This window comes from Pseudoalteromonas sp. CNC9-20 (assembly GCF_022347875.1).
GTDB lineage: Bacteria > Pseudomonadota > Gammaproteobacteria > Enterobacterales > Alteromonadaceae > Pseudoalteromonas > Pseudoalteromonas ruthenica.
Window position 1 is genome coordinate 223,228 of sequence record NZ_JAKRFS010000005.1, and the last position, 22,506, is coordinate 245,733.

Below are 22,506 nucleotides of genomic sequence, written 5' to 3' on the forward strand. Positions count from 1 at the left end.
AACTAATGTATCAGGTAACTGTTTTTTTATACAGTGTCATTTTTTTGATAGCAATAATAACAATGTAACTTCATGAATATTAAATAAAATAAAGTTGGTACGCTTTGTGCTTTTATGGATTAGACCTTGTGTTTAAGAGTGAAAATCATGGCATTAGCGAGTGTTATCAATCCACAAATCCTTCATCATGGCCAGTTTAGTCCGGTATTAGCGCAAGAGGCTTACGTTGGAGAGCTGAGCGACTTGCGGCTACAAGCCAGCTGGCTGAGTCATTTAGTCGATACCATGCCTGCGGGTGTGGTGGTGCTTGATGGACAGGGAATGATAGCCAAAGCCAATCAAATTGCCAGTGATATGTTAGGCGAGCCGCTCGAAGGTGAGAAATGGTTTGCGGTGATCCAGCGCTCATTCCGCCCGCAACAGGACGATGGCCATGAAGTGTCGTTGCGCGATGGACGGCGTATAAAATTAGAAATCCGCGCGCTCACGCCCGAGCCCGGGCAGCTTATTTTAATGACCGATTTAACAGAAACGCGTCGTTTGCAATCAAGAGTGGCGCACATGCAACGTTTAAGCGCGCTTGGCAAAATGGTGGCTACTTTAGCCCACCAAGTGCGTACACCGCTCTCGGCAGCGATGTTATATGGGGCCAATTTGGGCTCGTCGCGATTGAATAATCAATCGCGTGCCCACTGTCACGATAAGCTCATGTCGCGTTTGAAAGATTTGGAAAACCAAGTGAATGATATGCTGTTGTTTGCCAAAAGTGGTGAGCAGCAAGTCGTTGAGCCGATGTCATTAGGGCAGTTACTTAATGATGTAAATTCTGGCAGTGAAGCCATGCTTAGCGAGCATGAAGCGCATCTACAAGTACAGCTTCCTGAGCCCGATATCGAAGTCATGGGCAATCGTACAGCCTTGGCCAGTGCCATCAATAATCTGGTGCACAATAGTTTACAGGTGATAGGCAGTGGTGCGCATATTAAGATGCAGGCACGTCGTCAACGCACGAACAGTGATTATGTCGATATCATCATTAGCGATAATGGCCCAGGGATCAATGAAGAGATTATTGACAAAATTTTTGAGCCTTTTTTTACCACTAAGCGTCAGGGCACAGGTTTAGGTCTGGCTGTGGTTGCCTCAGTGGTGAATGCCCATAAGGGGCAAATAAAAGTAGAGAACCTTCAAAACGGTGGCGCGCAATTTACGCTAACGCTTCCTGTTTTGCACAGCAATACCCAGGAGCAGAGCAATGAATAACTATGTACTTGTTGTCGAGGATGACAAGGGGTTACGCGAAGCCCTAATCGATACATTAACACTGTCAGATATTCGCTGCATTGCAGCAAAAAGTGGTGAAGAAGCAATCATGATGCTAAAAGAGCACAGTGTTGCTTTAGTGGTCAGTGATGTGCAGATGCCCGGTATTAATGGCATTGAATTACTAAAAAGCATCAAGCTTAACTATCCAGACATGCCGGTATTAATGATGACGGCCTACGCCACTATTGATGATGCGGTCGAAGCCATGCGTCTGGGGGCCATCGACTATATGGCAAAGCCATTTGCCCCCGAGGTCTTACTAAATTTAGTGAGTCGTTATTTACCCAATGAGACGGCTAGCCAAAGTGGCCCAGTGGTCGCTGATGCCAAAAGTTTGGCGCTACTCGATTTAGCCAATAAAGTGGCTGACAGTGACGCGAGTGTCATGGTGATGGGTCCAAGTGGAAGTGGTAAAGAGGTATTGGCGCGCTATATTCACGACCAATCGCCGCGCAAAGAGGCGCCATTTATCGCTATCAATTGTGCAGCCATTCCCGAAAACATGCTTGAATCGACTTTGTTCGGTTACGAGAAAGGCGCGTTCACTGGCGCTGTGAATGCCTGTCCAGGTAAATTTGAGCAAGCACAAAATGGCACCATTTTACTTGATGAAATTACTGAAATGGATTTAGGCCTACAAGCGAAATTGCTACGTGTATTGCAAGAGCGCGAGGTTGAGCGCTTAGGGAGTCGCAAAACCATCGAGCTCAACGTACGGGTGTTGGCCACCTCAAACCGTGACCTCAAAGAAGCGGTCAGAGCCGGTATATTCCGGGAAGATTTATACTATCGTCTAAACGTGTTCCCGCTGACCTGGTTGCCACTCAATCAGCGCCCCGGGGATATTATTCCACTGGCTGAACATTTATTGGAACGCCATTGCCAAGCTAGCAAACAAGCGACTGCCTCGCTCAGTGCCGATGCCAAAGAGCGCTTAATGGCGCATACTTGGCCGGGAAATGTGCGTGAGCTTGATAATGTTATTCAGCGTGCGCTGATCTTAAAATCCGGTGATGAGGTGCACGCCAGCGCCATTTATATCGAAGAGTTCGTCACTGATGATGAAGTTGAGCTCAATGCGCACCAAGATATGCCCTCTGCGCTCAATCAACACTATGATGAGCTGCCAGTGGCATCGCCCCAAGGTGTAGACCAAGCCCATAACTTTAAAGATGAGCTTAAAAACAAAGAGCACAAAATAATTCTCGATACCTTAGCGCGCTTCAACGGTAAGCGTAAGGATGTTGCTGATGCCTTAGGGATCAGCCCGCGTACCTTACGCTACAAAATAGCGCAAATGCGCGAGCAGGGGATCCACCTTCCTGCATAGTCTCGTCATAATGTTCTATTTCAGCCCGGGATAAGCTCGGGCTTTCTTGTGGGCGTCAAAAATATAGCTTGCCTAATTCCTCAGTGTCAAAATTAAAATAGCAATAACATACTGTTAAATAACAATATTTTGTTGGCACGACTTGTGCATTGTTCAGGGTAAGTTTAATTAACTGAGTGATGCCCAAGATGAAAGTCCAAGCCAACTCATTATTTCAAGAAATGCAGTCGCTCGCGCAAGAAGCGCAAGCTCGTAACCCATTGAAAGAGGCACAAAACCAAGTGCCGCAAACATCGACCAGCCAATTTGGTGAGCTACTAAGTAGCGCAATCGATAATGTTCATAACCTACAGCAAGACGCTAAATCGAAAGTGGTTGCTGTGGAGATGGGTGACCGCCGCGTTTCTCTTGCCGAAGCAATGATCGCATCGCAAAAATCCTCTGTCGCATTTGAGGCCACTGTGCAGGTTCGTAACAAGCTAGTGGAAGCCTACAAAGACATCATGAACATGCCTGTATAACGGATAGCGGAGAACAGTTGTGGCACAAGCAAACCAATCAACAGATTTAGCCCTTGCCGATGGCGGTGTTGACATGAACACCGACTCCTCGGGTGAACAGCAAGAACAAAAGTCTGGTTATTTAAGCGCCCTTAATGGCGTGGATATGCTACGACAGGTGACGCTGATCATCGCTTTGGCTATTTGCTTGGCCATCGCTATTTTTATCATTATTTGGGCGCGTCAGCCTGATATGCGCCCGTTGGGCAAAATGCCCACCGAGGAATTGATTCAGACCTTGGATTTCTTGGATGCGCAAAAAATCGATTATGAACTCGATGGCAACGTGATCATGGTTGCCGAAGATGCCTATCAAGATATAAAACTGAATATGGCTCGAGAGGGGCTTACGCAAGGCCCGCAATCTGGCACCGATATCTTGATGCAAGACATGGGATTTGGCGTATCACAGCGTCTTGAACGTGAACGTCTCAAGCATTCTCGCGAGCAGCAGCTAGCGCGTACTATTGAAGAACTTAATAAAGTATCTCGCGCCAAAGTATTACTGGCCATTCCTAAAGAAAATGTATTTGCTCGTATTGAGAAGAAGCCTTCAGCAACGGTTGTTGCGACGGTTAAACGCGGCCGTAACCTCAACAGTGAAGAGATAGACTCTATCGTCGATATCGTCGCCTCGGCCGTGCAAGGACTGTCTCCTGAACGGGTCACGGTGACCGATCAAAATGGTCGTCTGCTTAACTCCGGTTCACAAAATTCGTTATCGGCGCGCTCACGTAAAGAGTATGAGATTGAGCGTCAACGAGAGCAGGAATATATAGAAAAAATTGATAGCATCATGATCCCGGTGGTCGGACTGGGTAACTATACTGCGCAGGTAGACTTGGTCATGGATTTCAGCGCAGTAGAAGAGACTCAAAAGCGTTACAACCCAGATTTGCCAGCGGTGCGCAGTGAAACCACATTAGAAGAGAATAATATTGGTGGTTTAGCGGTCGGCATTCCTGGTGCTTTAACAAATCAACCGCCAGTGAACTCTAACATTCCAGAGAATGCATTGGACGAGCAAAGTGCGCAAACTCGCTCACCGTCGCGCAGTCACAAAGAAGCGACCCGTAATTATGAGCTTGATACCACTATTTCTCATAAACGTAAGCAGACTGGGGTGATCCGTCGTATCAGTGTTTCCGTGGCTGTGGATTACACACAAACAGCTGGTGCGGATGGGCAAACCACCAGTGCACCGCGCAGTGCCGAGGAGCTCAACAATATTCGTCGCCTATTACAAGGAGGCGTGGGTTTCGACATGCAGCGTGGTGATGCCTTAGAAGTCGTGAGTGTCCCCTTTGTACGTGAAGATATGGGCGCGGTTGCTGAACTGCCACTGTGGGAGCAAAATTGGTTTATGAAGATAGTGCGTTTAGCACTGGGCGCATTAGTGATAATCGTGTTGATCATTGCCGTGGTTCGCCCCATGCTTAAACGACTTATCTACCCAGATGATACACTGGAAGAATACAATGAAGATGCGTTGAGTTCGGGTGTTGATATCGGTGATAGTACATTAGAGATGCTAAACAAAGATTTCGACTCGGCAGCGGTGGGCTTCTCCTCCGACGGGACACTGCAGTTGCCAGACTTACATGGTGATGAAGATCTCCTAAAAGCGGTTCGCGCCTTGGTTGCCAATGAGCCTGAACTATCCTCGCAAGTAGTTAAAGCATGGTTGAGTGAAGATGACTGAAGAACAACAGCAACTAACTAGCGGCTTCGATGTTGATAAACTCGAAGGCGTAGAGAAAGCAGCAATCCTGCTACTGAGCTTGTCTGAAGAGGATGCCGCGCAAATTCTTAAACACCTTGAGCCCAAACAAGTGCAAAAGGTGGGGATGACCATGGCCGCGCTTGATGACCTTAGTCAGGATAAGATCAGCGCCGTGCACAACCTGTTTATTGAGCAAATTCAGCAGTTCAGCACCATTGGCTTCCAATCAGAAGACTTTATTAAGAAAGCTCTGACAGCCGCATTAGGTGAAGATAAAGCGGCAAGCCTGATTGACCAAATTGTGATGGGCTCAGGTGCAAAAGGTCTTGATTCGTTGAAATGGATGGACTCCAAACAGGTGGCGAACATTATTCGCAACGAGCACCCGCAGATTCAAACCATTGTTTTATCTTATCTGGAGCCAGAGCAAAGTGCAGAAATTCTGGCCCAGTTCCCAGAGAAAGTACGTTTGGATTTAACCATGCGGATTGCCAACCTCGAAGAAGTGCAGCCAGCAGCGTTGCAAGAGCTCAACGAGATTATGGAGAAGCAATTTGCAGGTCAAGCTGGGGCACAAGCTGCGAAGATGGGCGGCCTGAAAGCGGCGGCCGATATCATGAACTACCTCGATACCAATGTCGAAGGCCAGTTAATGGACTCTATTCGCGAGCACGACGAAGAAATGTCACAGCAAATTCAAGATCTTATGTTCGTCTTCGAGAACCTTATGGATGTCGATGACCGAGGCATTCAGGCCATCCTACGCGAAGTACAGCAAGATGTGCTGATGAAGGCAATCAAAGGTGCCGATGACGGACTGAAAGAGAAAATCTTCACCAATATGTCCAAACGGGCAGCCGATATGCTGCGTGATGACCTTGAAGCCATGGGTCCTGTGCGTATCAGCGAAGTGGAAGCGGCGCAAAAAGAGATTCTCTCTACGGCGCGACGCTTATCCGACTCCGGTGAAATTATGCTTGGTAGTGGTGGTGGCGAGGAGTTCCTCTAAGCCATGAGTGAGTCAAAATTACGTCGTGGGCAACGATTAGACGCCAGTGAGGCAGCAGATGAACTGCTGGAGAACTGGCCTATTCCCGATGTCAGTGCAGATCCAAAGAAATATCAAGGGCGTTCAACCGCCTTTGGGACACCGCTCGAACAGCTTTATAAAAAGCATGTCGAGGAAGATGAGCAGAGCGATGGCGAAGAGATCCTGACCCCTGAGGAGACCGACTTTCCTAAACTAACCCTTGAAGAGTTAGAGCAAATTCGCCAAGACGCATACGAAGAAGGCCTCAAACAGGGGCATGAACAAGGCTACGTTGACGGATTTGATAAAGGTGCCAGTGAAGGCAAAGAAGCGGGCTTCCAAGAAGGGCTAAAGCAAGGCAAAGAGCAAGGGCTTGAAGATGCGAAGCCCATCATTGACGAACAACTGGATGCGTTAAAAAGCACGTTAGAAGCGCTTGATGAACCCGCCAAACATATTGATGAGCAGGTTGAGCATGAGCTGATCTTTCTCGCCAGCGAGTTAGCCAAAGCCATTACCTTGAGTGAGTTAAAAACCAACCCCGACACTATTTTAAATGCGCTTCGCGCGGCAACCGAAGCCTTGCCAAGTAATGAGGCAATGTGCCAAATCAGCCTCCATCCAGATGATTTAGCTATAGTGATGTCGCACTTCAGTGACACCGAGTTGGATAATCGCCATTGGCAGTTACTCGGTGAGCCGACTTTGGCGCGCGGTGATTGTAAAATCAAGCAACAGCGTTCATCTATCGATTTCACATTGGGGTTGCGAATCCAACAAGTACTGGAACCGTTTTTGCACGACAGCGGTGTCCATGTGCGTGATGAGCCAAAATCATGACAACTTCATTAAGTGAGCGTTTGCACCAGCAGCGTAAACACATCCATCAACCTCAGGTCGCGGTAGCGGGGAGCTTGACCCGCGTTGTTGGCCTGACCCTTGAAGCAAAAGGGCTGCAAGCACCGCTGGGTAGCCAGTGTCAGGTCGAAACAAACCAAGGCTTAGTCGATGCCGAAGTGGTGGGATTTAACGACGACGTGCTTTATTTAATGCCCAATGACCGTATCTCTGGGGTGTTGCCTGGAGCCCGCGTTATCCCTCAACACAAGCAGCAAGGGTTGCCAGTAGGGATGAGCTTACTCGGGCGTGTGGTCGATGGTTTGGGGCGCCCTTTAGATGGACTCGGGCCACTGCGCTGCGAGGAGTTTACTCACTTTGCAAAAAACACCATCAATCCTTTAGCACGGCGACAAATAAGCCAACCTATGGACGTGGGCGTGCGTGCTATCAACTCCATTATCACCGTGGGTCAAGGCCAACGTATGGGCTTGTTTGCCGGTAGTGGTGTGGGTAAGTCGGTATTGTTAGGGATGATGACCCGAGGCAGTGCGGCCGACGTTATTGTGGTCGGCTTAGTGGGTGAGCGTGGTCGTGAAGTTAAAGAGTTCATCGAGGAAATCCTGGGTGAAGAAGGGCGTCGTCGTTCTGTGGTGGTGGCCGCGCCGGCTGATGCATCGCCATTGATGCGTCTAAAAGGCTGTGAAAGCGCCATCACTATTGCCGAATATTTTCGCGATCAAGGCCTCAATGTATTGTTATTACTTGATTCGGTCACTCGTTATGCCATGGCACAACGGGAGATAGCACTCGCCGTTGGAGAACCACCCGCAACTAAAGGCTATCCCCCTTCGGTGTTTGCCAAGCTACCTGCTCTTATTGAGCGTGCGGGTAATGGCGGTGAAGGCCAAGGCGCCATTACTGCCTTTTTCACGGTGTTGTCAGAGGGGGATGATTTGCAAGACCCGATTGCTGATGCCGCACGAGCTATTTTAGATGGCCATATTGTGCTCTCACGAGAGCTTGCCGACAGTGGCCATTACCCGGCCATTGATATCGAAAAATCGATTAGTCGGGTGATGCCGCAAGTGGTCTCAGAGCAACATATGCAGCAAGCGCGGTTAATCAAGCAAGTGGTGGCAATGTACAATGAAAACAAAGACATGATCACCCTAGGCGCATATCAAAAAGGCACCGACCAGATACTCGACCAAGCCATTGATATGATGCCGCGTATTAATAACTTTTTACGCCAGGGAATGAAGGATGTAGTGCCTTACGATGAGTGTTTAACGTCGTTAGCCAATTTGTTAGGACAGGGAGGCAACCATGGCTAAGCTGGCGCTGCTTTATAAACTTGAATCGGACAAAGAAGAAAAACTGCGTGCCGACTTTCTAGGCGCGCAACAGCACTGGCAGTCTCATCAGCAAAAGCTCAATGGACTTAACCAGTTTCGCCAAGAGTATTTTGCACAACTGACGCAAAAGGCACAGGCCGGTCTATCCAGCGCTGGGTTTAGTCACTACCAAAACTTCATCAGCAAAATAGACCAAGCCATTGAGCAGCAAACACAGGTGGTTGAAACTGCCCACAGAGTCACGGAGCAGCGCCAATCACAATGGCGTCAACAGCGGGTACGTACTGAAGCCGTAGCCAAGTTAATTGAAAAAGAAAAACTTAAGCAACAAGCGAAGTTAGCGAAAGCAGAACAAAAAATGTTGGATGAATTCGCTACCAATCAGTTTTATGCCCGACGGCGTTCAGGCGAAACTGGTATGTAACTTGCTGTAATTTTCTAAAAGCTTAGTTAACCTTGCAAAGCGGCACTGCTTTGCCACCTTTGAAGGGGTCATATGATGACACAGGTAGAATCAGTAATTGTCCTTCCCCAATCGGGACAGAGCCAAGATAAGAGTGCATCATCCACTTACGATTCTGGTGAGAAAGAGTTTGCGCAATTCTATTCTCAAGAGCAGCAACGCCAAGACCGTGTGAAGCGCTCCCCAGAGGATGAAAAGCAGGCCATTGGCGGCTTTGTGGGTCAAAAAAGTGATTCAAAAGAGCCCCAAAAGAATACTCAGGAAACCGAACAAAGCGTTGATAAATCAGCGGAAAAGGTTATCGAGCAAAGTAGAGATAAAGAACCATCAACAACCGTTTTGGATGGCGAGGGTGACGCAGCTGATGGCGCTGAGCCGCTTAGTAATACGGCGCAGCCTAGCGAGGAGGTGGCGCAGACCACTCCCATAGCTGCTAGTGAAGATGACTTTTATCAGCAACTTTTTGCGCAATTATTGATGAGCACAGAGCTCTCTGCGGTCGCCAAAGAAGTGGGCAGCGCTCTTAATGGTACCGGGTTCAGTGATGATATTGATGTCGACTTTATTGCTAAGCTGCCAATCGAGCTTAAACAATCGCTTGCCCGTTTAACGCCGGCACAGCGCAGTGAGTTGAGTGTGCAACTGCAGCAAATGGCCTCGGCAGCGGGGATAGATGCAAAAGCGTTGGCTAGCATAGAGACACAACTGAATCAGTTAGCGGCCACCCCAGTGCAATCAGGCCTGAGCGATGCTGAACGTATTGCCGCGCAAGCCAAAGAGTTATCCATGGCAAAAGCCAGCGAACAGGTGCAGCGTCCAGCCGAGAGTGTAGCAGCACGCAGTGCTGAGGATGCCAGCAAACTAAACAATTCAACTAAGGTTGCCAGTGACGTTCAGCAAGAACTGAATAAAGTACTCGCTGATGGCAAAACCCTTGGTGCAGAGGCTGTTAAGTCTGATGCAAAAAATAGTACCGCGAGCGCGGCGCCAGGATCATTAAACCCAGAGCAACAGCAACGCCAATCCCAAACCCAGCATATATTGGCAGCAGCCAAAGTTGAAGCCGACCAAGGCGGACCCAGTGCCAGCAAAACGACCCAAGCAGCGGTTAATCCAATGTTGAGCGATGCACAAATGAAAGCGGCTCAGCCACAAGGGGATAAGCAAACTAATCTATCAGCGAGTAAATTCAGCGCCGAGCCTATGATTGAGTCAGGGGATAAGGCGGTTTCGCCAAGTAAAGGCACGCAAGGGGAGAACGCTCAGCCTTCAGCCAATGCTTTGAGCGCTCAGTCTAAAGTGACTCAGCTTGCCAGTGCCTTAGTGGCACACGCGCAAGGCAATACCGAGCTCAGCAGTGCAATTGAGGCGGACCTTGCACATTGGCAACAGGTGCAACAAGCCGCCACGCAAAGTACGCAGCACAGCCAAGCTCAAGGGCAAACTCAGCGTATGGCGCTGGATCCTGCACTGCTGCAAGCAATTAATATCACTAAAAACGACGCTGCGCAGCAAATACAGCAGCGCGTGAATATGATGCTTAACCTCAATAACCAAGAAGCCGAAATCCGTCTTGATCCACCGGAGTTAGGAAGTATGCAAGTGCGGGTACGCAGTGAGGGAGAACAAGCACATGTTAATTTTGTAGTGCAAAATCAACAAGCTAAAGAAGCACTAGAGCAGGCGATGCCGCGATTAAGAGATCTACTAGCGCAGCAGGGATTATCTTTGGGTGATACCAACGTCGAGCAGCAAAATCAGCAAAGTGCGCAGCACGATGGTGAACAAGGTCAAGGCAGCGAGCATGGCCTATTGACAGAGCAAGCAAGCAATGATGAAAACCATGGCTTAGAGCAACAGCAGAAAAACGCGCCAATGGAACAAGGAATTGATTTCTATGCGTAATAACTATTGCTATTATACAGTTAAGTGATTCTATTCGAGGCAACCTATGGCCGATGATAAGCAAACCGACCTGCAAATAGAAGAAGGCGGCGGCTCAAAGAAAAAACTGATTATAATCATTGCTGTTGTAGTGCTATTAGTCGGTGGTGGTGCAGGCTATTTCCTGTTTGCTGGGGGCGACGACCCGGCGCCTGCTACACTGGAACAAGAGCAAGGTGGTGCATCAGAGCAAGGTGGTGCAGCACCGAGTGCACAGCTTGGCAGTGCGTTGTATGTGGGCATGCCTCGTCCTTTCGTATTCAATGTACCGGGCGCTGCACGTGACCGCATAGTACAAATTAAAGTACAGCTATTAGTGCGTGGCGAAGGGAACGAAGAGGCCGCTAAAAAGCATATTCCACTTATTGAAGGCACATTATTAAGTGTGTTCGCCGGTACCAATGCCGATGAGCTAAGCACTGCAGCAGGTAAAGAATCTTTGCGTGATGAAGCGCTTACGCAAGTACAACAAGCCCTCGAAGGCGTAGAGGGTTCGAAAGTCGTAGAGCGAGTGCTCTTTACCGGCTTTGTAATGCAGTAAGGGGTAGATGTGAGCGACTTATTATCTCAAGACGAAATTGACGCGCTACTGCACGGGGTAGACGATGTCGAAGAAGAGGATACCTCCGAGGGTGCCAGTGCCAGTGGCGAGAGCGCGCTGCAGTATGACTTTTCTTCACAAGATCGTATTGTCCGTGGGCGTATGCCAACGCTTGAGATTGTCAATGAGCGCTTTGCCCGACATATGCGCATCAGCTTATTTAATATGATGCGTCGCACCGCTGAAGTGTCCATCAACGGCGTGCAAATGATTAAATTTGGTGAATATATTCACACCTTGTTTGTTCCCACCAGTTTGAATATGGTGCGCTTTCGCCCGTTAAAAGGCACCGGTCTGATTACTATGGAAGCGCGGCTGGTATTTATATTGGTAGACAACTTCTTTGGCGGTGATGGTCGTTATCATGCCAAAATTGAAGGTCGTGAATTCACCCCTACCGAACGCCGTATTGTGCAGATGCTGCTGAAAATCATCTTTGAGGATTACAAAGAAGCGTGGGCTCCGGTCATGGATGTGTCGTTCGAGTATTTAGACTCGGAAGTAAACCCGGCGATGGCCAATATTGTCAGCCCCACTGAAGTGGTGGTGATCAGCTCGTTCCATATTGAGCTTGATGGTGGCGGTGGCGACTTCCATATTGCCCTGCCATATTCCATGTTGGAACCCATCCGTGAGCTGCTTGATGCCGGTGTACAGTCTGATACTGAAGACACTGATTTACGCTGGTCTAAAGCGCTGCGCGATGAAATCATGGATGTTGAAGTCGACTTATCGACACGGTTATTAGAGGTAGACTTGAGTCTTGAGCAGATTATGGAGCTCAAAGCTGGAGACATTATTCCAGTAGAAATGCCTGAGCATATCACTGTGTTTGTTGAAGACTTACCGACCTTCCGCGCGAAGATGGGCCGCTCTCGGGATATGGTGGCATTGCAAATTAGTGAAAAGATTAAACGCCCAGAATCGGTGAAGTCGGAACTTCATGTGTTTACGAAAGGCGGTAAGAAGCTCGACTCAGATGCTGAATTAGCCGAGCTTGAGGAAGATCTGCATTTAAGTGAAGGCGTAGATTTAGATTGGTAAAAAGGTGCGCACATGCGCGCCTAGCAACAGAGGTTGTATGTAATGAGTGATGATCAAGATACCATGGATGAATGGGCCGCAGCCCTAGCCGAAGCCGAAGAAGGTGAACAAGGCGGTGGCGACGATGCCCAGGTTGCAGAGCTAGACGAGCTCTCCGAAGAGCGCGATGAGGTCACGCCAGAGGAAAAGCGTAAGCTGGATACCATTTTAGATATTCCGGTGACCATTTCTATGGAAGTGGGCCGCTCTAAAATCAATATCCGAAATTTGCTACAGCTTAACCAAGGCTCAGTGGTAGAACTTGATCGCGTTGCTGGCGAGCCACTGGATGTATTAGTGAATGGCACCTTGATTGCGCACGGTGAAGTGGTGGTGGTGAACGATAAGTTTGGTATTCGCTTAACCGACGTGATTAGCCAAGTAGAGCGGATCAAAAAACTACGATGAGAGCATTGGCCTCGCTTTTTGCCCTCGTGGCACTTCCCGTTTATGCGCAAAATGGTGCCGCCCAGCCTGGCGCGGGGCTGAATCTCAATGTTATGTCTATGTTGTTGTCGCTGTTGTTGGTGGTCGGGACAATTATCGCATTAGCTTATATGCTTAAGCGTTTTAATCCGAATATGGCCAATAATGACGATTTTAAAGTTATACGCACTTTGCCACTGGGGACTAAAGAGCGGCTGCTGGTGGTAGAAATCGATAATAAGCAACATTTATTAGGCGTTACGCCAGGTGCCATCAATTACTTATATGAGCTGGAAACGCCGCTCAAAGAGCGCGAGATGGCGCCACTGGCAAAGCAACTCAGCCACATACTCAATACTAAAAAAAAGACCTAAGATAATGAAATACTGGCTAATACTTCTTTTTGCTATGCTTTTAAGCCCGACTGCTTTTGCAGAGCAGGGGCTTCCCGCCGTGACCGTAACCACCAATGCCGACGGCACGCAGGATTACTCAGTCACCTTGCAAGTATTAGCGATTATGACGGCGCTAAGTTTTATCCCTGCCGCCGTTATTATGATGACCTCATTCACCCGTATTATTGTGGTGTTGGCGATATTGCGCCAAGCCATCGGCTTGCAACAAACCCCTTCGAACCAAGTGCTTCTGGGCATGTCTTTGTTTCTGAGTATTTTTATTATGGCACCGATATACAATCAGGTGCATGACCAAGCGATTCAGCCTTATCTAGACGAAGAAATGTCCTCTATGCAGGCGCTGGAAGCCGCTAAGCAGCCGATGAAGGCTTTTATGCTTTCACAAACACGGATAAAAGATTTAGAAACTTTTGCGCAAATAGCCGGTTATGAAAAACTAGACTCGCCTGCGGACACCCCTTTTATCGTGGTGATCCCCGCATTTGTCACCAGCGAATTGCAGACCGCGTTTATTATTGGCTTTATGTTTTTCATTCCCTTCCTTATCGTCGATTTAGTCGTGGCCAGTGTCTTGATGGCCATGGGTATGATGATGCTCTCGCCAATGATTGTCTCCTTGCCCTTTAAAATTATGCTATTTGTATTAGTGGATGGGTGGTCACTGGTAATGGGCACCTTGGCACGTAGCTTTGGGTTGGGAGTGTAATAATGGAGCCGGGCATTTTTGTCGATATTCTTAGTGATGCTTTATTTTTGGTGATAAAGTTGGTGTCGGCGATCATTGTCCCTAGTTTGATTGTTGGATTGATTGTTGCGGTATTCCAAGCGGCGACCTCAATCAATGAGCAAACCTTGAGCTTCTTACCTCGTTTGCTTGTCACCTTAAGTGCACTTATTATCGGTGGCCACTGGTTTACGCAGGAACTTATGGATTTCTTTAACCGCTTAGTGCTGTCGATACCTGAAATTGCGGGATAACCATGGAATACCCCTTTGCTGTCATTGTTCAGTGGCTAAGTGACTACTTACTTCCATTAGTCCGTATACTGGCAATGTTGATGGTCATGGCAGGGATAGGGGCACGCAATGTCCCTTCGCGTATTAAGCTTGGTTTGGCCTTGGTGATTGCCTTTGTTGCGGTGCCGGTATTGCCTCCTACTCAGTTCACCAACTTGTTTTCGTTGGAAATGGTGTTTGTGGTGCTGCAACAACTGCTCATTGGTGTGGCTATGGGCTTTGCCTCGCAGTTACTATTGAATACCTTCATTCTCGCTGGGCAAATCTTAGCAATGCAAACGGGCTTGGGTTTTGCCTCGGTGGTTGACCCCTCAAATGGCCTAAGCGTGCCGGCGGTGGGGCAGTTCTATTTAATTCTTACCACCTTATTATTTTTTGTTTTTAACGGTCATTTGATGATGATCCAAATGATTGTACACAGCTTTATCGCGGTCCCTATCGACGGCACTTGGTGGGCGGTTGATCACTACTGGGATATTGTTACCTGGGGTGGGTGGATGTTTACTACCGCTTTGGTATTGGCGTTGGCACCGCTGACTGCGATGTTGGTCATTAATTTATCTTTTGGCGTGATGACGCGAGCGGCACCGCAATTAAATATCTTCTCAATTGGTTTTCCCTTCACCCTAGTGGCGGGACTAACCATTATCTGGGCAACCTTAGGAAACTTCATGGCGCAGTTTGAGGCGCAGTGGTTACGCATGGTTGAGCTACTTTGCTCGATGGCAGGCTGTAGTCCTTAGGAGTTGTTATGGCAGAAGATTCAGGTCAAGAACGTACCGAAGAGCCCACGCCGAAAAAGCTACAAGAGGCGAAGAAAAAGGGCCAAATAGCACGCTCAAAAGAGTTGGGTACCACCTTTGTATTGATTATGTCGGCGGTTTCTTTGCTCATTTATGGCCCCGATATTGGTCGTGGTTTACACACAGTCATGAAGCGAATGCTATCGCTGAGTCGTAACGAAACTTATGACACCACCAAGATGTTTGCGGCATGGGGGGCGGTAGCGGATTCATTGCTCTATCCCATGAGTATGTTTGTACTGGTTATAGTTATCGCCGCGTTTATTGGTAATACCATGCTTGGCGGATTTAACTTTTCATGGCAAGCGATGGCACCCAAAGCCAGTAAGATGTCGCCGATGAAAGGGTTCAAACGTATACTTGGGCCGCAAGCAGCAGTTGAGCTGATAAAAGCGCTGCTCAAATTCGGGCTAGTTGCAGCGTGTGCGGTGTTTTTGATCAAAATGTATTTTTACGAAATTCTGCATTTGAGTATCGAAACGCCACCGAACAATATAGCTCACGCGTTGGAAATTATTGCCTGGATGTTTCTAGCATTGAGTTGCACCATGATTGTTGTCTCGGCGGTGGATGTGCCTTATCAGGCGCACAACCACCATAAACAGTTGAAGATGACCTTACAAGAAGTTAAAGACGAGTATAAAAACTCCGAAGGTGACCCGCAGATCAAAGCGCGTATTCGGCGAACCCAGCGGGAAATGTCACAACGTCGGCAAATGCAAGATGTGCCTGATGCTGATGTGGTGGTAACCAACCCGACACACTTCTCGGTAGCGATAAAATACGATACTGAAAAAGCCGGTGCGCCAATAGTATTGGCTAAAGGGGCCGATGAAATGGCCTTACAAATTCGTAAAATAGCCAAAGGAAATGACGTCCCGCTGGTAGAATCTCCAGTGCTAACACGGGCGCTCTATCATACCACCGAAGTAGGCGAACAAATTCCCGAGCAGCTATTTACCGCCGTCGCGCAAGTGTTGGCCTATGTGTATCAGCTGAAACGCTTTGAAAAAGGACGCGGTCGCCGGCCTTCTAAACTGGCGGACAAACTACCTATTCCTGATGAATTCAAGTATTAACCAACTGAAATATAAGATATAAAAAACTGGCCTACTCCTTGCTTTGATGACTGCAGTGTCAATTTATTGCTGTAGCATTTATGGATTTTAAGGCCGTTCTCACCCAGCTTAATCGCGATAAAAAAGAATATGCAAAAGGCGTAGGTACGCCGCTGTTGGTGCTCGCCGCACTGGCAATGGTGGTATTACCTATGCCGCCATTTTTACTGGATATTCTGTTTTCGTTTAATATTGCGCTGGCCTTGGTGGTGCTGTTAGTTACGGTCTACACCATGAAACCGCTTGAATTTGGAATGTTCCCAGCGGTGCTTTTAGTCGCGACCATTATGCGTCTGGCGCTCAATGTTGCCAGTACGCGGGTGGTGTTATTAGAAGGCCACCAAGGCGGGGACGCGGCCGGTAAAGTAATTGAAGCCTTCGGCTCGGTGGTGATCGGCGGTAACTATGCCGTGGGTCTGGTTGTCTTTCTGATCTTAATTATTATCAACTTCGTGGTTATCACCAAAGGGGCCGGACGTATATCAGAAGTGTCTGCCCGCTTTACCCTCGATGCGATGCCCGGTAAACAAATGGCCATTGATGCCGATTTGAACGCGGGTTTTATCAGCGCCGAGCAAGCGCGGGAGCGGCGTGAAGAAGTCACCCGTGAAGCGGACTTTTACGGTTCGATGGACGGTGCCAGTAAGTTCGTAAAAGGCGATGCCATTGCGGGTATCGTTATCTTAGTGATTAATATCGTTGGCGGGTTATTTGTCGGTATGATCCAACATGACTTGAGCTTTTCTCAGGCCATGGAAGTGTACACCTTACTCACCATTGGTGATGGCCTCGTGGCGCAGCTGCCATCGCTGTTGTTATCAATCGGTACTGCTATCGTCGTAACTCGCCAAAATGAATCACACAATATGGGCGAGCAAGTTAAAACCCAGCTTGGCAATGACAAAGCACTGTGGATAGCATCCGGTATTCTCATCACTATGGGGTTGGTACCGGGTATGCCCCATGTGGCGTTTTTAGGCTTAGGTGGCTTACTTGGTTTTGTTGCTTATTATTCGCAAAAGCAGGCAAAGCTTGCTGCTGAGCAGGAGCAACAAGAAGCTGAGCAGGGCCCTGGCAGCAATGTTGCCACCCACGACGAACCAAAAGAATTGGGCTGGGACGATGTGCAGCAAGTCGATGTCATCGGTTTGGAGGTAGGCTACCGCTTGATCCCGCTGGTGGATCAGGCCCAAGGTGGAGAATTGTTAAGCCGCATTAAAGGGGTCCGTAAGAAGCTCTCACAGGAACTGGGCTTTTTGGTGCCGCCCGTTCATATTCGCGATAATTTAGAATTAGACCCTAATGCCTATCGTATTACCCTAATGGGCGTGTCCAGCGGTGATGGAGAACTCAGTCATGGTGATGAACTGGCCATCAACCCAGGTCAAGTCTTTGGCCCAATCAATGGTGTGGCGACTAAAGATCCGGCTTTTGGTCTGGATGCGGTGTGGATCAAACCAGAGCAAAAAGATGAAGCACAGTCTTTAGGTTACACCGTGGTTGATGCTGCTACGGTAGTGGCGACCCACATTAGCCAGTTACTCACTAATAACGCCTCACTGCTATTGGGCCACGAAGAAGTACAGAGTCTGCTTGATATGCTAGCGAAAAGCCATCCGCGTCTAGTAGAAGGTCTAGTACCAGATGTGTTACCGCTGACGACCATAGTGAAAGTACTACAAAATCTCCTCAATGAAGGCGTTGCTATTCGCGATATGCGTAGCATAGTGCAAACACTCGTAGAGTATGGTCCGCGCAGCCAAGACCCAGATGTATTAACCGCAGCGGTACGTATTTCATTGCGTCGTTTGATTGTGCAAGATGCGGTTGGCGCTACGCCAGAAATTCCTGTCATAACATTGGCGCCTGAGTTGGAACAGATGTTGCATCAGTCGCTTCAGAACGCAGGAGATGAGGGTGCTGGCATTGAGCCTGGCTTGGCAGAGCGGCTACAGGCCTCTTTAAGCGAAGCCCACCAGAACCAAGAAATGTCGGGTGAACCTTCCATCTTATTGACCTCCGGGATGCTTCGTACAGTGTTATCACGTTTTGTGAAGCACACCATCCCTGGGCTGAAGGTGATGTCTTACCAAGAAGTGCCCGATGAGCGTCAAATTAAGATTGTTAGCTCCGTTGGACAGCAATAGATCGGAAAGCCGGTTGTGAGAGGGTAATATTATGAAAATCAAACGCTTTTTTGCTAAAGATATGCGTACAGCACTGAAAGAAGTAAAAGATGAGCTGGGTGTTGACGCGGTGATCATGTCGAACAAAAAGCTTGCAGATGGCGTTGAAATCGTTGCTGCTATTGACCATGAACGCCCAGCAGCCGCACCGAAAAGCGCTCCCCAGCAGCAAATGCAGCCGCGTGCCACTGAGCAGCGTATGGTACGCCCACAAACACGTACGCAACGTCCTGAGCCGCAAAGTCACAATGGTGTGGCTGATTCATTACAGGCGTTGTTAGAGCGTCAGAGCCCAAAACCAAAGAACGCTGCTCTCGCCGACATGTTTTCGCAATCAGGTATTGATATGAGCGCGCCTGAAGAGCCTGTTGAGCAGCCTCAGCGCCGCGCCGCGCCGGCCAATAACTACGCTCCGCAGCCAACGCTGGCAGAGCCAACGCAAGCCCGCGCTGCAGCGCAGTCCATGGGTGATGATTTGGACGGTGACGGTTTTGATGAGCTACACCGCCAGCCCAATGATTCTGTACAGCAAGAGGCCATGGACAGCGAAGAGATCAGTGCCATGCGCGATGAGATGAATGCTATTCGTCAGCTTCTTGAACATCAAGTATCCGGCTTATTACATCAGGACCGAGCGCGCCGCGATCCAACTCGTGCCTGCTTTATCGAGCGCTTGCAGGGCATGGGTATCGACACTGAAGTGGCTGAGCAGTTAGTGCGTTATGTACCAGACGACGTATCGCGCAAGCAAGCATGGAGTGCAGCCTTGGATATGGTGCAAAAGCAGCTACACACCACCAATAATGAGATTTTACGCCATGGCGGCGTATATGCGTTAGTCGGTCCTACTGGCGTAGGCAAAACCACAACGGTTGCAAAACTGGCCGCATTAGGGGCGCAAAAATACGGCGCTGACAAGGTTGCGCTGATCACCACGGATACATACCGTATCGGTGCTTACGAGCAGCTAGCAACTTATGGACGCATCATTGGTTGCCCTGTGAAGCAAGTAAAAGATGCCAATGAATTGGCCGATATGCTTTATCAATTACGCAATAAACGTCTAGTATTAATTGACACTGCGGGAATGAGCCAGCGCGATTTACGTTTAAGTGAGCAATTAAACACGCTCATGCGTAGTACGCGAGTCGATATTCGTAGCTATTTAGTGCTCAGTGCCACAGCACAACATGAAGTGCTTCAAGAAACCGTAAGGCACTTCCAAAAAGTTGACTTAAGTGGTTGTATTTTCACCAAACTTGATGAAAGTCTAAGTTTAGGCGAGATTATTAGTGTAGCGATTCAAAATCGCTTACCAATAGGGTATCTTACTAACGGTCAACGCGTTCCAGAAGATATTCGCGTTGCTAACTCAGAAAAAATGGTTAGAAAAGCTGAACAATTGTTTATCAAACGCCAAAAAACACAAAAATCAGCGGCACCAGCAGGGCGCCAAACAGTGGCGTCTCAGGCAGTAGGAATGTATGATTAACACAGTGCACGATCAAGCAAGTGGCCTTCGAAAAATGAATCAAAACAATAGCCAAGGCGTAAAAGTAATCGCCGTGACCGGTGGCAAAGGTGGCGTCGGTAAAACCAATGTCTCCTTGAATTTAGCTATTGCCATGGGTCAGCAAGGCAAACGTGTCTTAGTGTTAGATGCTGACCTAGGACTGGCAAACTGTGACGTTATGCTTGGTCTGCGTGTTGAAAAGAACCTTTCTCATGTTCTAAGTGGTGAGTGCGAACTGCGCGATATACTGGTAACTGGGCCTGCGGGCATTCGTATTGCTCCGGCAACATCGGGGTCACAGAGCATGGTTGAACTGAGTGCCGCAGAGCATGCAGGTTTAATCCGTGCGTTTAGCGAGCTCGATAACGACTTTGATGTCCTCATTGTCGACACCGCCGCTGGTATCTCCGATATGGTGCTGAGCTTCTCGCGTGCTGCGCAAGATGTTGTGGTGGTGGTCTGCGATGAGCCAACCTCGATTACCGATGCCTACGCGTTGATCAAGGTGCTTAGTCGTGAACATGGCGTATACAAATTCAAAGTCGTTGCCAATATGGTGCGCAGCCAGCGTGAAGGGCAAGACTTATTTGCCAAACTCTCCAAAGTAACCGACCGATTTTTAGATGTGGCGCTCGAATTAGTGGCCACCGTGCCCTATGATGAAAACATGCGTAAATCAACACGTCGCCAGAAAGCCGTCGTGGAGTTATTCCCTAACTCACCCGCTTCGGTATCGCTGAAAAGTCTCGCTGGCAAGGCACTAAAATGGCCAACCCCTAATCAACCATCGGGGCATTTGGAGTTCTTCATTGAAAAGCTGGTCAATAATTAACTGTTGTTCGGATTTATGAATAAAGTGGCTGGATATCAAGATCAATTACAATTAAACACTCTGGTCGAGCGCCATGCCGCGCTGGTCAAGCGTGTTGCATGTCATTTGCTGGCTCGACTGCCAGCGAGTGTGCAGCTCGATGATCTCATTCAGTCCGGCATGATTGGCCTCATAGAGGCATCAAAAACCTTTGACGCCAGTAAAGGCGCCAGCTTTGAGACGTTTGCTGGTATTCGTATTCGTGGTGCGATGCTTGATGAAGTACGACGGGGAGATTGGGCTCCACGATCGGTACATCGCAATAGCCGCGCTGTAGCTACCGCTGTACATGAATTGGAAACCTCCCTAGGTCGGGAACCAAAGGATGTTGAAGTAGCTGAAAAACTTGATATTTCGCTCGATGAATACCATCATATTTTAAACGATGTTAATTGCTCTAAAGTGCTCGGTATCGAAGACTTAGGTGTCGATGAAGATGTACTCACCCCGAGCAGTGAACAATCTCAAACGGGGCGGCCCTACACCAGCGTTCACAACGAACGCTTTAACCAAGCATTAGTAGCGGCAATTAATTCTCTCCCCGAGCGTGATGCATTGGTATTATCGTTGTACTATAACGATGAAATGAATTTAAAAGAAATTGGGCAAATACTGGACGTAAGTGAGTCCCGTGTGAGTCAGATACATGGTCAGGCAATGATTAAGCTCAAAGCGAAAGTCAATGACTGGGTCAATTAGTAGTAAGAATAAAGGTTCATACCTCACTGGAGGATACTTTGGATAAAAACATGAAAATTCTCGTGGTCGATGACTTTTCCACTATGAGAAGAATCATTAAAAACCTATTGCGTGATTTAGGCTTTACCAACGTGCAAGAAGCGGACGATGGTAGTACCGCGCTGCCCATGTTGCAAAACCAAGAGTTTGACTTTGTGGTTACCGATTGGAACATGCCAGGTATGCAGGGTATCGATTTGCTCCGTGCAATTCGCGCCGACGACAGCTTAAAGCACATTCCAGTACTGATGGTAACTGCAGAGGCGAAGAAGGAACAAATCATTGCCGCTGCCCAAGCTGGCGTGAACGGTTACATCGTTAAGCCCTTTACCGCAGCTACATTAAAAACCAAGCTGGATAAAGTATTTGAGCGCTTAGGTTAACCGAGAAGGAGAGGTTTATGTCAGCTCCCGCTGCACCTCACATTACCCTAGAGCAAGCCAAACAGCTTGTATCGTTTCTTGAGCAAGGTGAGCAGGAGAAAGCCGATCAGCTGATCCTCGATGCTGCCTCCAAGGAACAGTCCGAACTGTTTGCTGAGGTTGGCAAGTTGACGCGGCAACTTCACGAGTCGTTGAAGAATTTCCAACTCGATACGCGCTTGAACGACCTCACGCAAGAAGCCATTCCCGATGCTAAGCAGCGTCTTAATTACGTGATGGAAATGACCGAGCAGGCGGCAAATAAAACCATGGATGCCGTGGAAGCCAGTTTGCCCATCGCTGAGCAGCTATCCACTGAACTACATCAAATTAAACCCATTTGGGATAAATTGATGCGTCGCGATCTCGAATTAGGTGAGTTCAAGCAGTTGTGTCATCAGCTCGATAGTTTTATGAACCGCTCTCAAGGCAGCACAGTGGAGCTGCACGACCTTCTTAACAATGTGCTGATGGCGCAAGACTACCAAGATTTAACAGGGCAGGTAATTCGCCGCGTAATCGAGCTGGTGCGCGAGGTAGAAGACAGCCTTATTAATTTATTAACTGTGTTTGCGGGCAACGAAGGTGAAGAACCGGTGGTTGAACAACAAAAAGCAAAACCAGCTGTGAACGCAGAAGGTCCAGAAGGGCCAATTATAGACACAGAATCACGTGATGACGTGGTCTCAGGCCAAGATGAAGTAGACGACTTGTTGTCTAGTTTAGGCTTCTAAAGAGGAG

23 protein-coding genes are annotated in these 22,506 nt (G+C 48.4%); all 23 read left to right on the top strand.

The features are described from left to right. Window positions 1-147 precede the first annotated feature (147 nt). A complete protein-coding gene (locus tag MHM89_RS13625) occupies window positions 148-1,263 on the top strand; it encodes an ATP-binding protein (protein WP_239409036.1) in 1,116 nt (371 codons plus the stop codon). Further along, entirely contained in the window at window positions 1,256-2,656 is a 1,401-nt protein-coding gene (locus MHM89_RS13630; protein ID WP_138547723.1) for a sigma-54 dependent transcriptional regulator, read from the top strand. The genes MHM89_RS13625 and MHM89_RS13630 overlap by 8 nt, the downstream gene beginning before the upstream one ends. 188 nt (window positions 2,657-2,844) lie before the next feature. Then, the gene (fliE, locus tag MHM89_RS13635; RefSeq protein ID WP_026111098.1) at window positions 2,845-3,177 is read left to right on the top strand and encodes a flagellar hook-basal body complex protein FliE; all 333 of its coding nucleotides are present in this window, start codon (window positions 2,845-2,847) and stop codon (window positions 3,175-3,177) included. Window positions 3,178-3,196: 19 nt separating this feature from the next. Next, window positions 3,197-4,918, top strand: coding sequence for a flagellar basal-body MS-ring/collar protein FliF (gene fliF, locus MHM89_RS13640; RefSeq protein WP_045978597.1), 1,722 nt, complete (start codon window positions 3,197-3,199; stop codon window positions 4,916-4,918). After that, on the top strand, window positions 4,911-5,948 hold the full coding sequence (gene fliG / locus MHM89_RS13645; RefSeq protein WP_022944841.1) for a flagellar motor switch protein FliG: 1,038 nt from the start codon (window positions 4,911-4,913) through the stop codon (window positions 5,946-5,948). The genes fliF and fliG overlap by 8 nt, the downstream gene beginning before the upstream one ends. A gap of 3 nt (window positions 5,949-5,951) precedes the next feature. Further along, window positions 5,952-6,809, top strand: coding sequence for a flagellar assembly protein FliH (gene fliH / locus MHM89_RS13650; protein ID WP_239409037.1), 858 nt, complete (start codon window positions 5,952-5,954; stop codon window positions 6,807-6,809). After that, entirely contained in the window at window positions 6,806-8,143 is a 1,338-nt protein-coding gene (gene fliI, locus MHM89_RS13655) for a flagellar protein export ATPase FliI (RefSeq protein WP_151172400.1), read from the top strand. The genes fliH and fliI overlap by 4 nt, the downstream gene beginning before the upstream one ends. Next, window positions 8,136-8,588, top strand: coding sequence for a flagellar export protein FliJ (gene fliJ / locus MHM89_RS13660; protein WP_130145089.1), 453 nt, complete (start codon window positions 8,136-8,138; stop codon window positions 8,586-8,588). The genes fliI and fliJ overlap by 8 nt, the downstream gene beginning before the upstream one ends. A gap of 72 nt (window positions 8,589-8,660) precedes the next feature. Further along, window positions 8,661-10,532, top strand: a complete 1,872-nt coding sequence (locus tag MHM89_RS13665) for a flagellar hook-length control protein FliK (protein ID WP_239409038.1) — start codon at window positions 8,661-8,663, stop codon at window positions 10,530-10,532. Between the two features lie 46 nt (window positions 10,533-10,578). Then, the gene (gene fliL, locus MHM89_RS13670; protein ID WP_053911139.1) at window positions 10,579-11,112 is read left to right on the top strand and encodes a flagellar basal body-associated protein FliL; all 534 of its coding nucleotides are present in this window, start codon (window positions 10,579-10,581) and stop codon (window positions 11,110-11,112) included. Between the two features lie 9 nt (window positions 11,113-11,121). Continuing rightward, window positions 11,122-12,216: a flagellar motor switch protein FliM gene (gene fliM / locus MHM89_RS13675; protein WP_022944834.1), complete on the top strand. Its 1,095-nt coding sequence runs from the start codon at window positions 11,122-11,124 to the stop codon at window positions 12,214-12,216. A gap of 42 nt (window positions 12,217-12,258) precedes the next feature. Continuing rightward, entirely contained in the window at window positions 12,259-12,663 is a 405-nt protein-coding gene (fliN, locus tag MHM89_RS13680) for a flagellar motor switch protein FliN (protein WP_022944833.1), read from the top strand. Then, on the top strand, window positions 12,660-13,055 hold the full coding sequence (fliO, locus tag MHM89_RS13685; protein ID WP_022944832.1) for a flagellar biosynthetic protein FliO: 396 nt from the start codon (window positions 12,660-12,662) through the stop codon (window positions 13,053-13,055). The genes fliN and fliO overlap by 4 nt, the downstream gene beginning before the upstream one ends. Window positions 13,056-13,059: 4 nt before the next feature. Then, window positions 13,060-13,803, top strand: coding sequence for a flagellar type III secretion system pore protein FliP (fliP, locus tag MHM89_RS13690; RefSeq protein ID WP_022944831.1), 744 nt, complete (start codon window positions 13,060-13,062; stop codon window positions 13,801-13,803). A gap of 2 nt (window positions 13,804-13,805) precedes the next feature. Next, complete coding sequence (fliQ, locus tag MHM89_RS13695; RefSeq protein ID WP_022944830.1) at window positions 13,806-14,075, top strand: flagellar biosynthesis protein FliQ; 270 nt, start codon at window positions 13,806-13,808, stop codon at window positions 14,073-14,075. Window positions 14,076-14,077: 2 nt separating this feature from the next. Then, a complete protein-coding gene (fliR, locus tag MHM89_RS13700; RefSeq protein WP_022944829.1) occupies window positions 14,078-14,857 on the top strand; it encodes a flagellar biosynthetic protein FliR in 780 nt (259 codons plus the stop codon). Between the two features lie 8 nt (window positions 14,858-14,865). Next, the gene (flhB, locus tag MHM89_RS13705; RefSeq protein WP_022944828.1) at window positions 14,866-15,996 is read left to right on the top strand and encodes a flagellar biosynthesis protein FlhB; all 1,131 of its coding nucleotides are present in this window, start codon (window positions 14,866-14,868) and stop codon (window positions 15,994-15,996) included. Window positions 15,997-16,076: 80 nt separating this feature from the next. Then, complete coding sequence (gene flhA, locus MHM89_RS13710) at window positions 16,077-18,182, top strand: flagellar biosynthesis protein FlhA (RefSeq protein ID WP_022944827.1); 2,106 nt, start codon at window positions 16,077-16,079, stop codon at window positions 18,180-18,182. A gap of 31 nt (window positions 18,183-18,213) precedes the next feature. Next, the gene (gene flhF, locus MHM89_RS13715) at window positions 18,214-19,713 is read left to right on the top strand and encodes a flagellar biosynthesis protein FlhF (RefSeq protein WP_239409039.1); all 1,500 of its coding nucleotides are present in this window, start codon (window positions 18,214-18,216) and stop codon (window positions 19,711-19,713) included. Beyond that, entirely contained in the window at window positions 19,706-20,566 is an 861-nt protein-coding gene (locus MHM89_RS13720; protein WP_022946906.1) for a MinD/ParA family protein, read from the top strand. The genes flhF and MHM89_RS13720 overlap by 8 nt, the downstream gene beginning before the upstream one ends. A gap of 15 nt (window positions 20,567-20,581) precedes the next feature. Next, on the top strand, window positions 20,582-21,304 hold the full coding sequence (locus MHM89_RS13725) for an RNA polymerase sigma factor FliA (protein WP_022946905.1): 723 nt from the start codon (window positions 20,582-20,584) through the stop codon (window positions 21,302-21,304). A gap of 38 nt (window positions 21,305-21,342) precedes the next feature. Further along, window positions 21,343-21,726 carry a chemotaxis response regulator CheY gene (cheY, locus tag MHM89_RS13730; protein ID WP_010560568.1) on the top strand — a complete coding sequence of 128 codons (384 nt, stop codon included), beginning with the start codon at window positions 21,343-21,345 and terminating at the stop codon, window positions 21,724-21,726. 17 nt (window positions 21,727-21,743) lie between these two features. After that, entirely contained in the window at window positions 21,744-22,499 is a 756-nt protein-coding gene (locus MHM89_RS13735) for a protein phosphatase CheZ (protein WP_022946904.1), read from the top strand. The last annotated feature ends 7 nt before the right edge of the window (window positions 22,500-22,506 follow it).

Coding starts and splice junctions, on each gene's coding strand:
- MHM89_RS13625 (WP_239409036.1), top strand. CDS start 148: ATGGCATTAGCGAGTGTTATCAATCCACAAATCCTTCATCATGGCCAG.
- MHM89_RS13630 (WP_138547723.1), top strand. CDS start 1,256: ATGAATAACTATGTACTTGTTGTCGAGGATGACAAGGGGTTACGCGAA.
- fliE (WP_026111098.1), top strand. CDS start 2,845: ATGAAAGTCCAAGCCAACTCATTATTTCAAGAAATGCAGTCGCTCGCG.
- fliG (WP_022944841.1), top strand. CDS start 4,911: ATGACTGAAGAACAACAGCAACTAACTAGCGGCTTCGATGTTGATAAA.
- fliH (WP_239409037.1), top strand. CDS start 5,952: ATGAGTGAGTCAAAATTACGTCGTGGGCAACGATTAGACGCCAGTGAG.
- fliI (WP_151172400.1), top strand. CDS start 6,806: ATGACAACTTCATTAAGTGAGCGTTTGCACCAGCAGCGTAAACACATC.
- fliJ (WP_130145089.1), top strand. CDS start 8,136: ATGGCTAAGCTGGCGCTGCTTTATAAACTTGAATCGGACAAAGAAGAA.
- MHM89_RS13665 (WP_239409038.1), top strand. CDS start 8,661: ATGATGACACAGGTAGAATCAGTAATTGTCCTTCCCCAATCGGGACAG.
- fliL (WP_053911139.1), top strand. CDS start 10,579: ATGGCCGATGATAAGCAAACCGACCTGCAAATAGAAGAAGGCGGCGGC.
- fliN (WP_022944833.1), top strand. CDS start 12,259: ATGAGTGATGATCAAGATACCATGGATGAATGGGCCGCAGCCCTAGCC.
- fliO (WP_022944832.1), top strand. CDS start 12,660: ATGAGAGCATTGGCCTCGCTTTTTGCCCTCGTGGCACTTCCCGTTTAT.
- fliP (WP_022944831.1), top strand. CDS start 13,060: ATGAAATACTGGCTAATACTTCTTTTTGCTATGCTTTTAAGCCCGACT.
- fliQ (WP_022944830.1), top strand. CDS start 13,806: ATGGAGCCGGGCATTTTTGTCGATATTCTTAGTGATGCTTTATTTTTG.
- fliR (WP_022944829.1), top strand. CDS start 14,078: ATGGAATACCCCTTTGCTGTCATTGTTCAGTGGCTAAGTGACTACTTA.
- flhB (WP_022944828.1), top strand. CDS start 14,866: ATGGCAGAAGATTCAGGTCAAGAACGTACCGAAGAGCCCACGCCGAAA.
- flhA (WP_022944827.1), top strand. CDS start 16,077: ATGGATTTTAAGGCCGTTCTCACCCAGCTTAATCGCGATAAAAAAGAA.
- flhF (WP_239409039.1), top strand. CDS start 18,214: ATGAAAATCAAACGCTTTTTTGCTAAAGATATGCGTACAGCACTGAAA.
- MHM89_RS13720 (WP_022946906.1), top strand. CDS start 19,706: ATGATTAACACAGTGCACGATCAAGCAAGTGGCCTTCGAAAAATGAAT.
- MHM89_RS13725 (WP_022946905.1), top strand. CDS start 20,582: ATGAATAAAGTGGCTGGATATCAAGATCAATTACAATTAAACACTCTG.
- MHM89_RS13735 (WP_022946904.1), top strand. CDS start 21,744: ATGTCAGCTCCCGCTGCACCTCACATTACCCTAGAGCAAGCCAAACAG.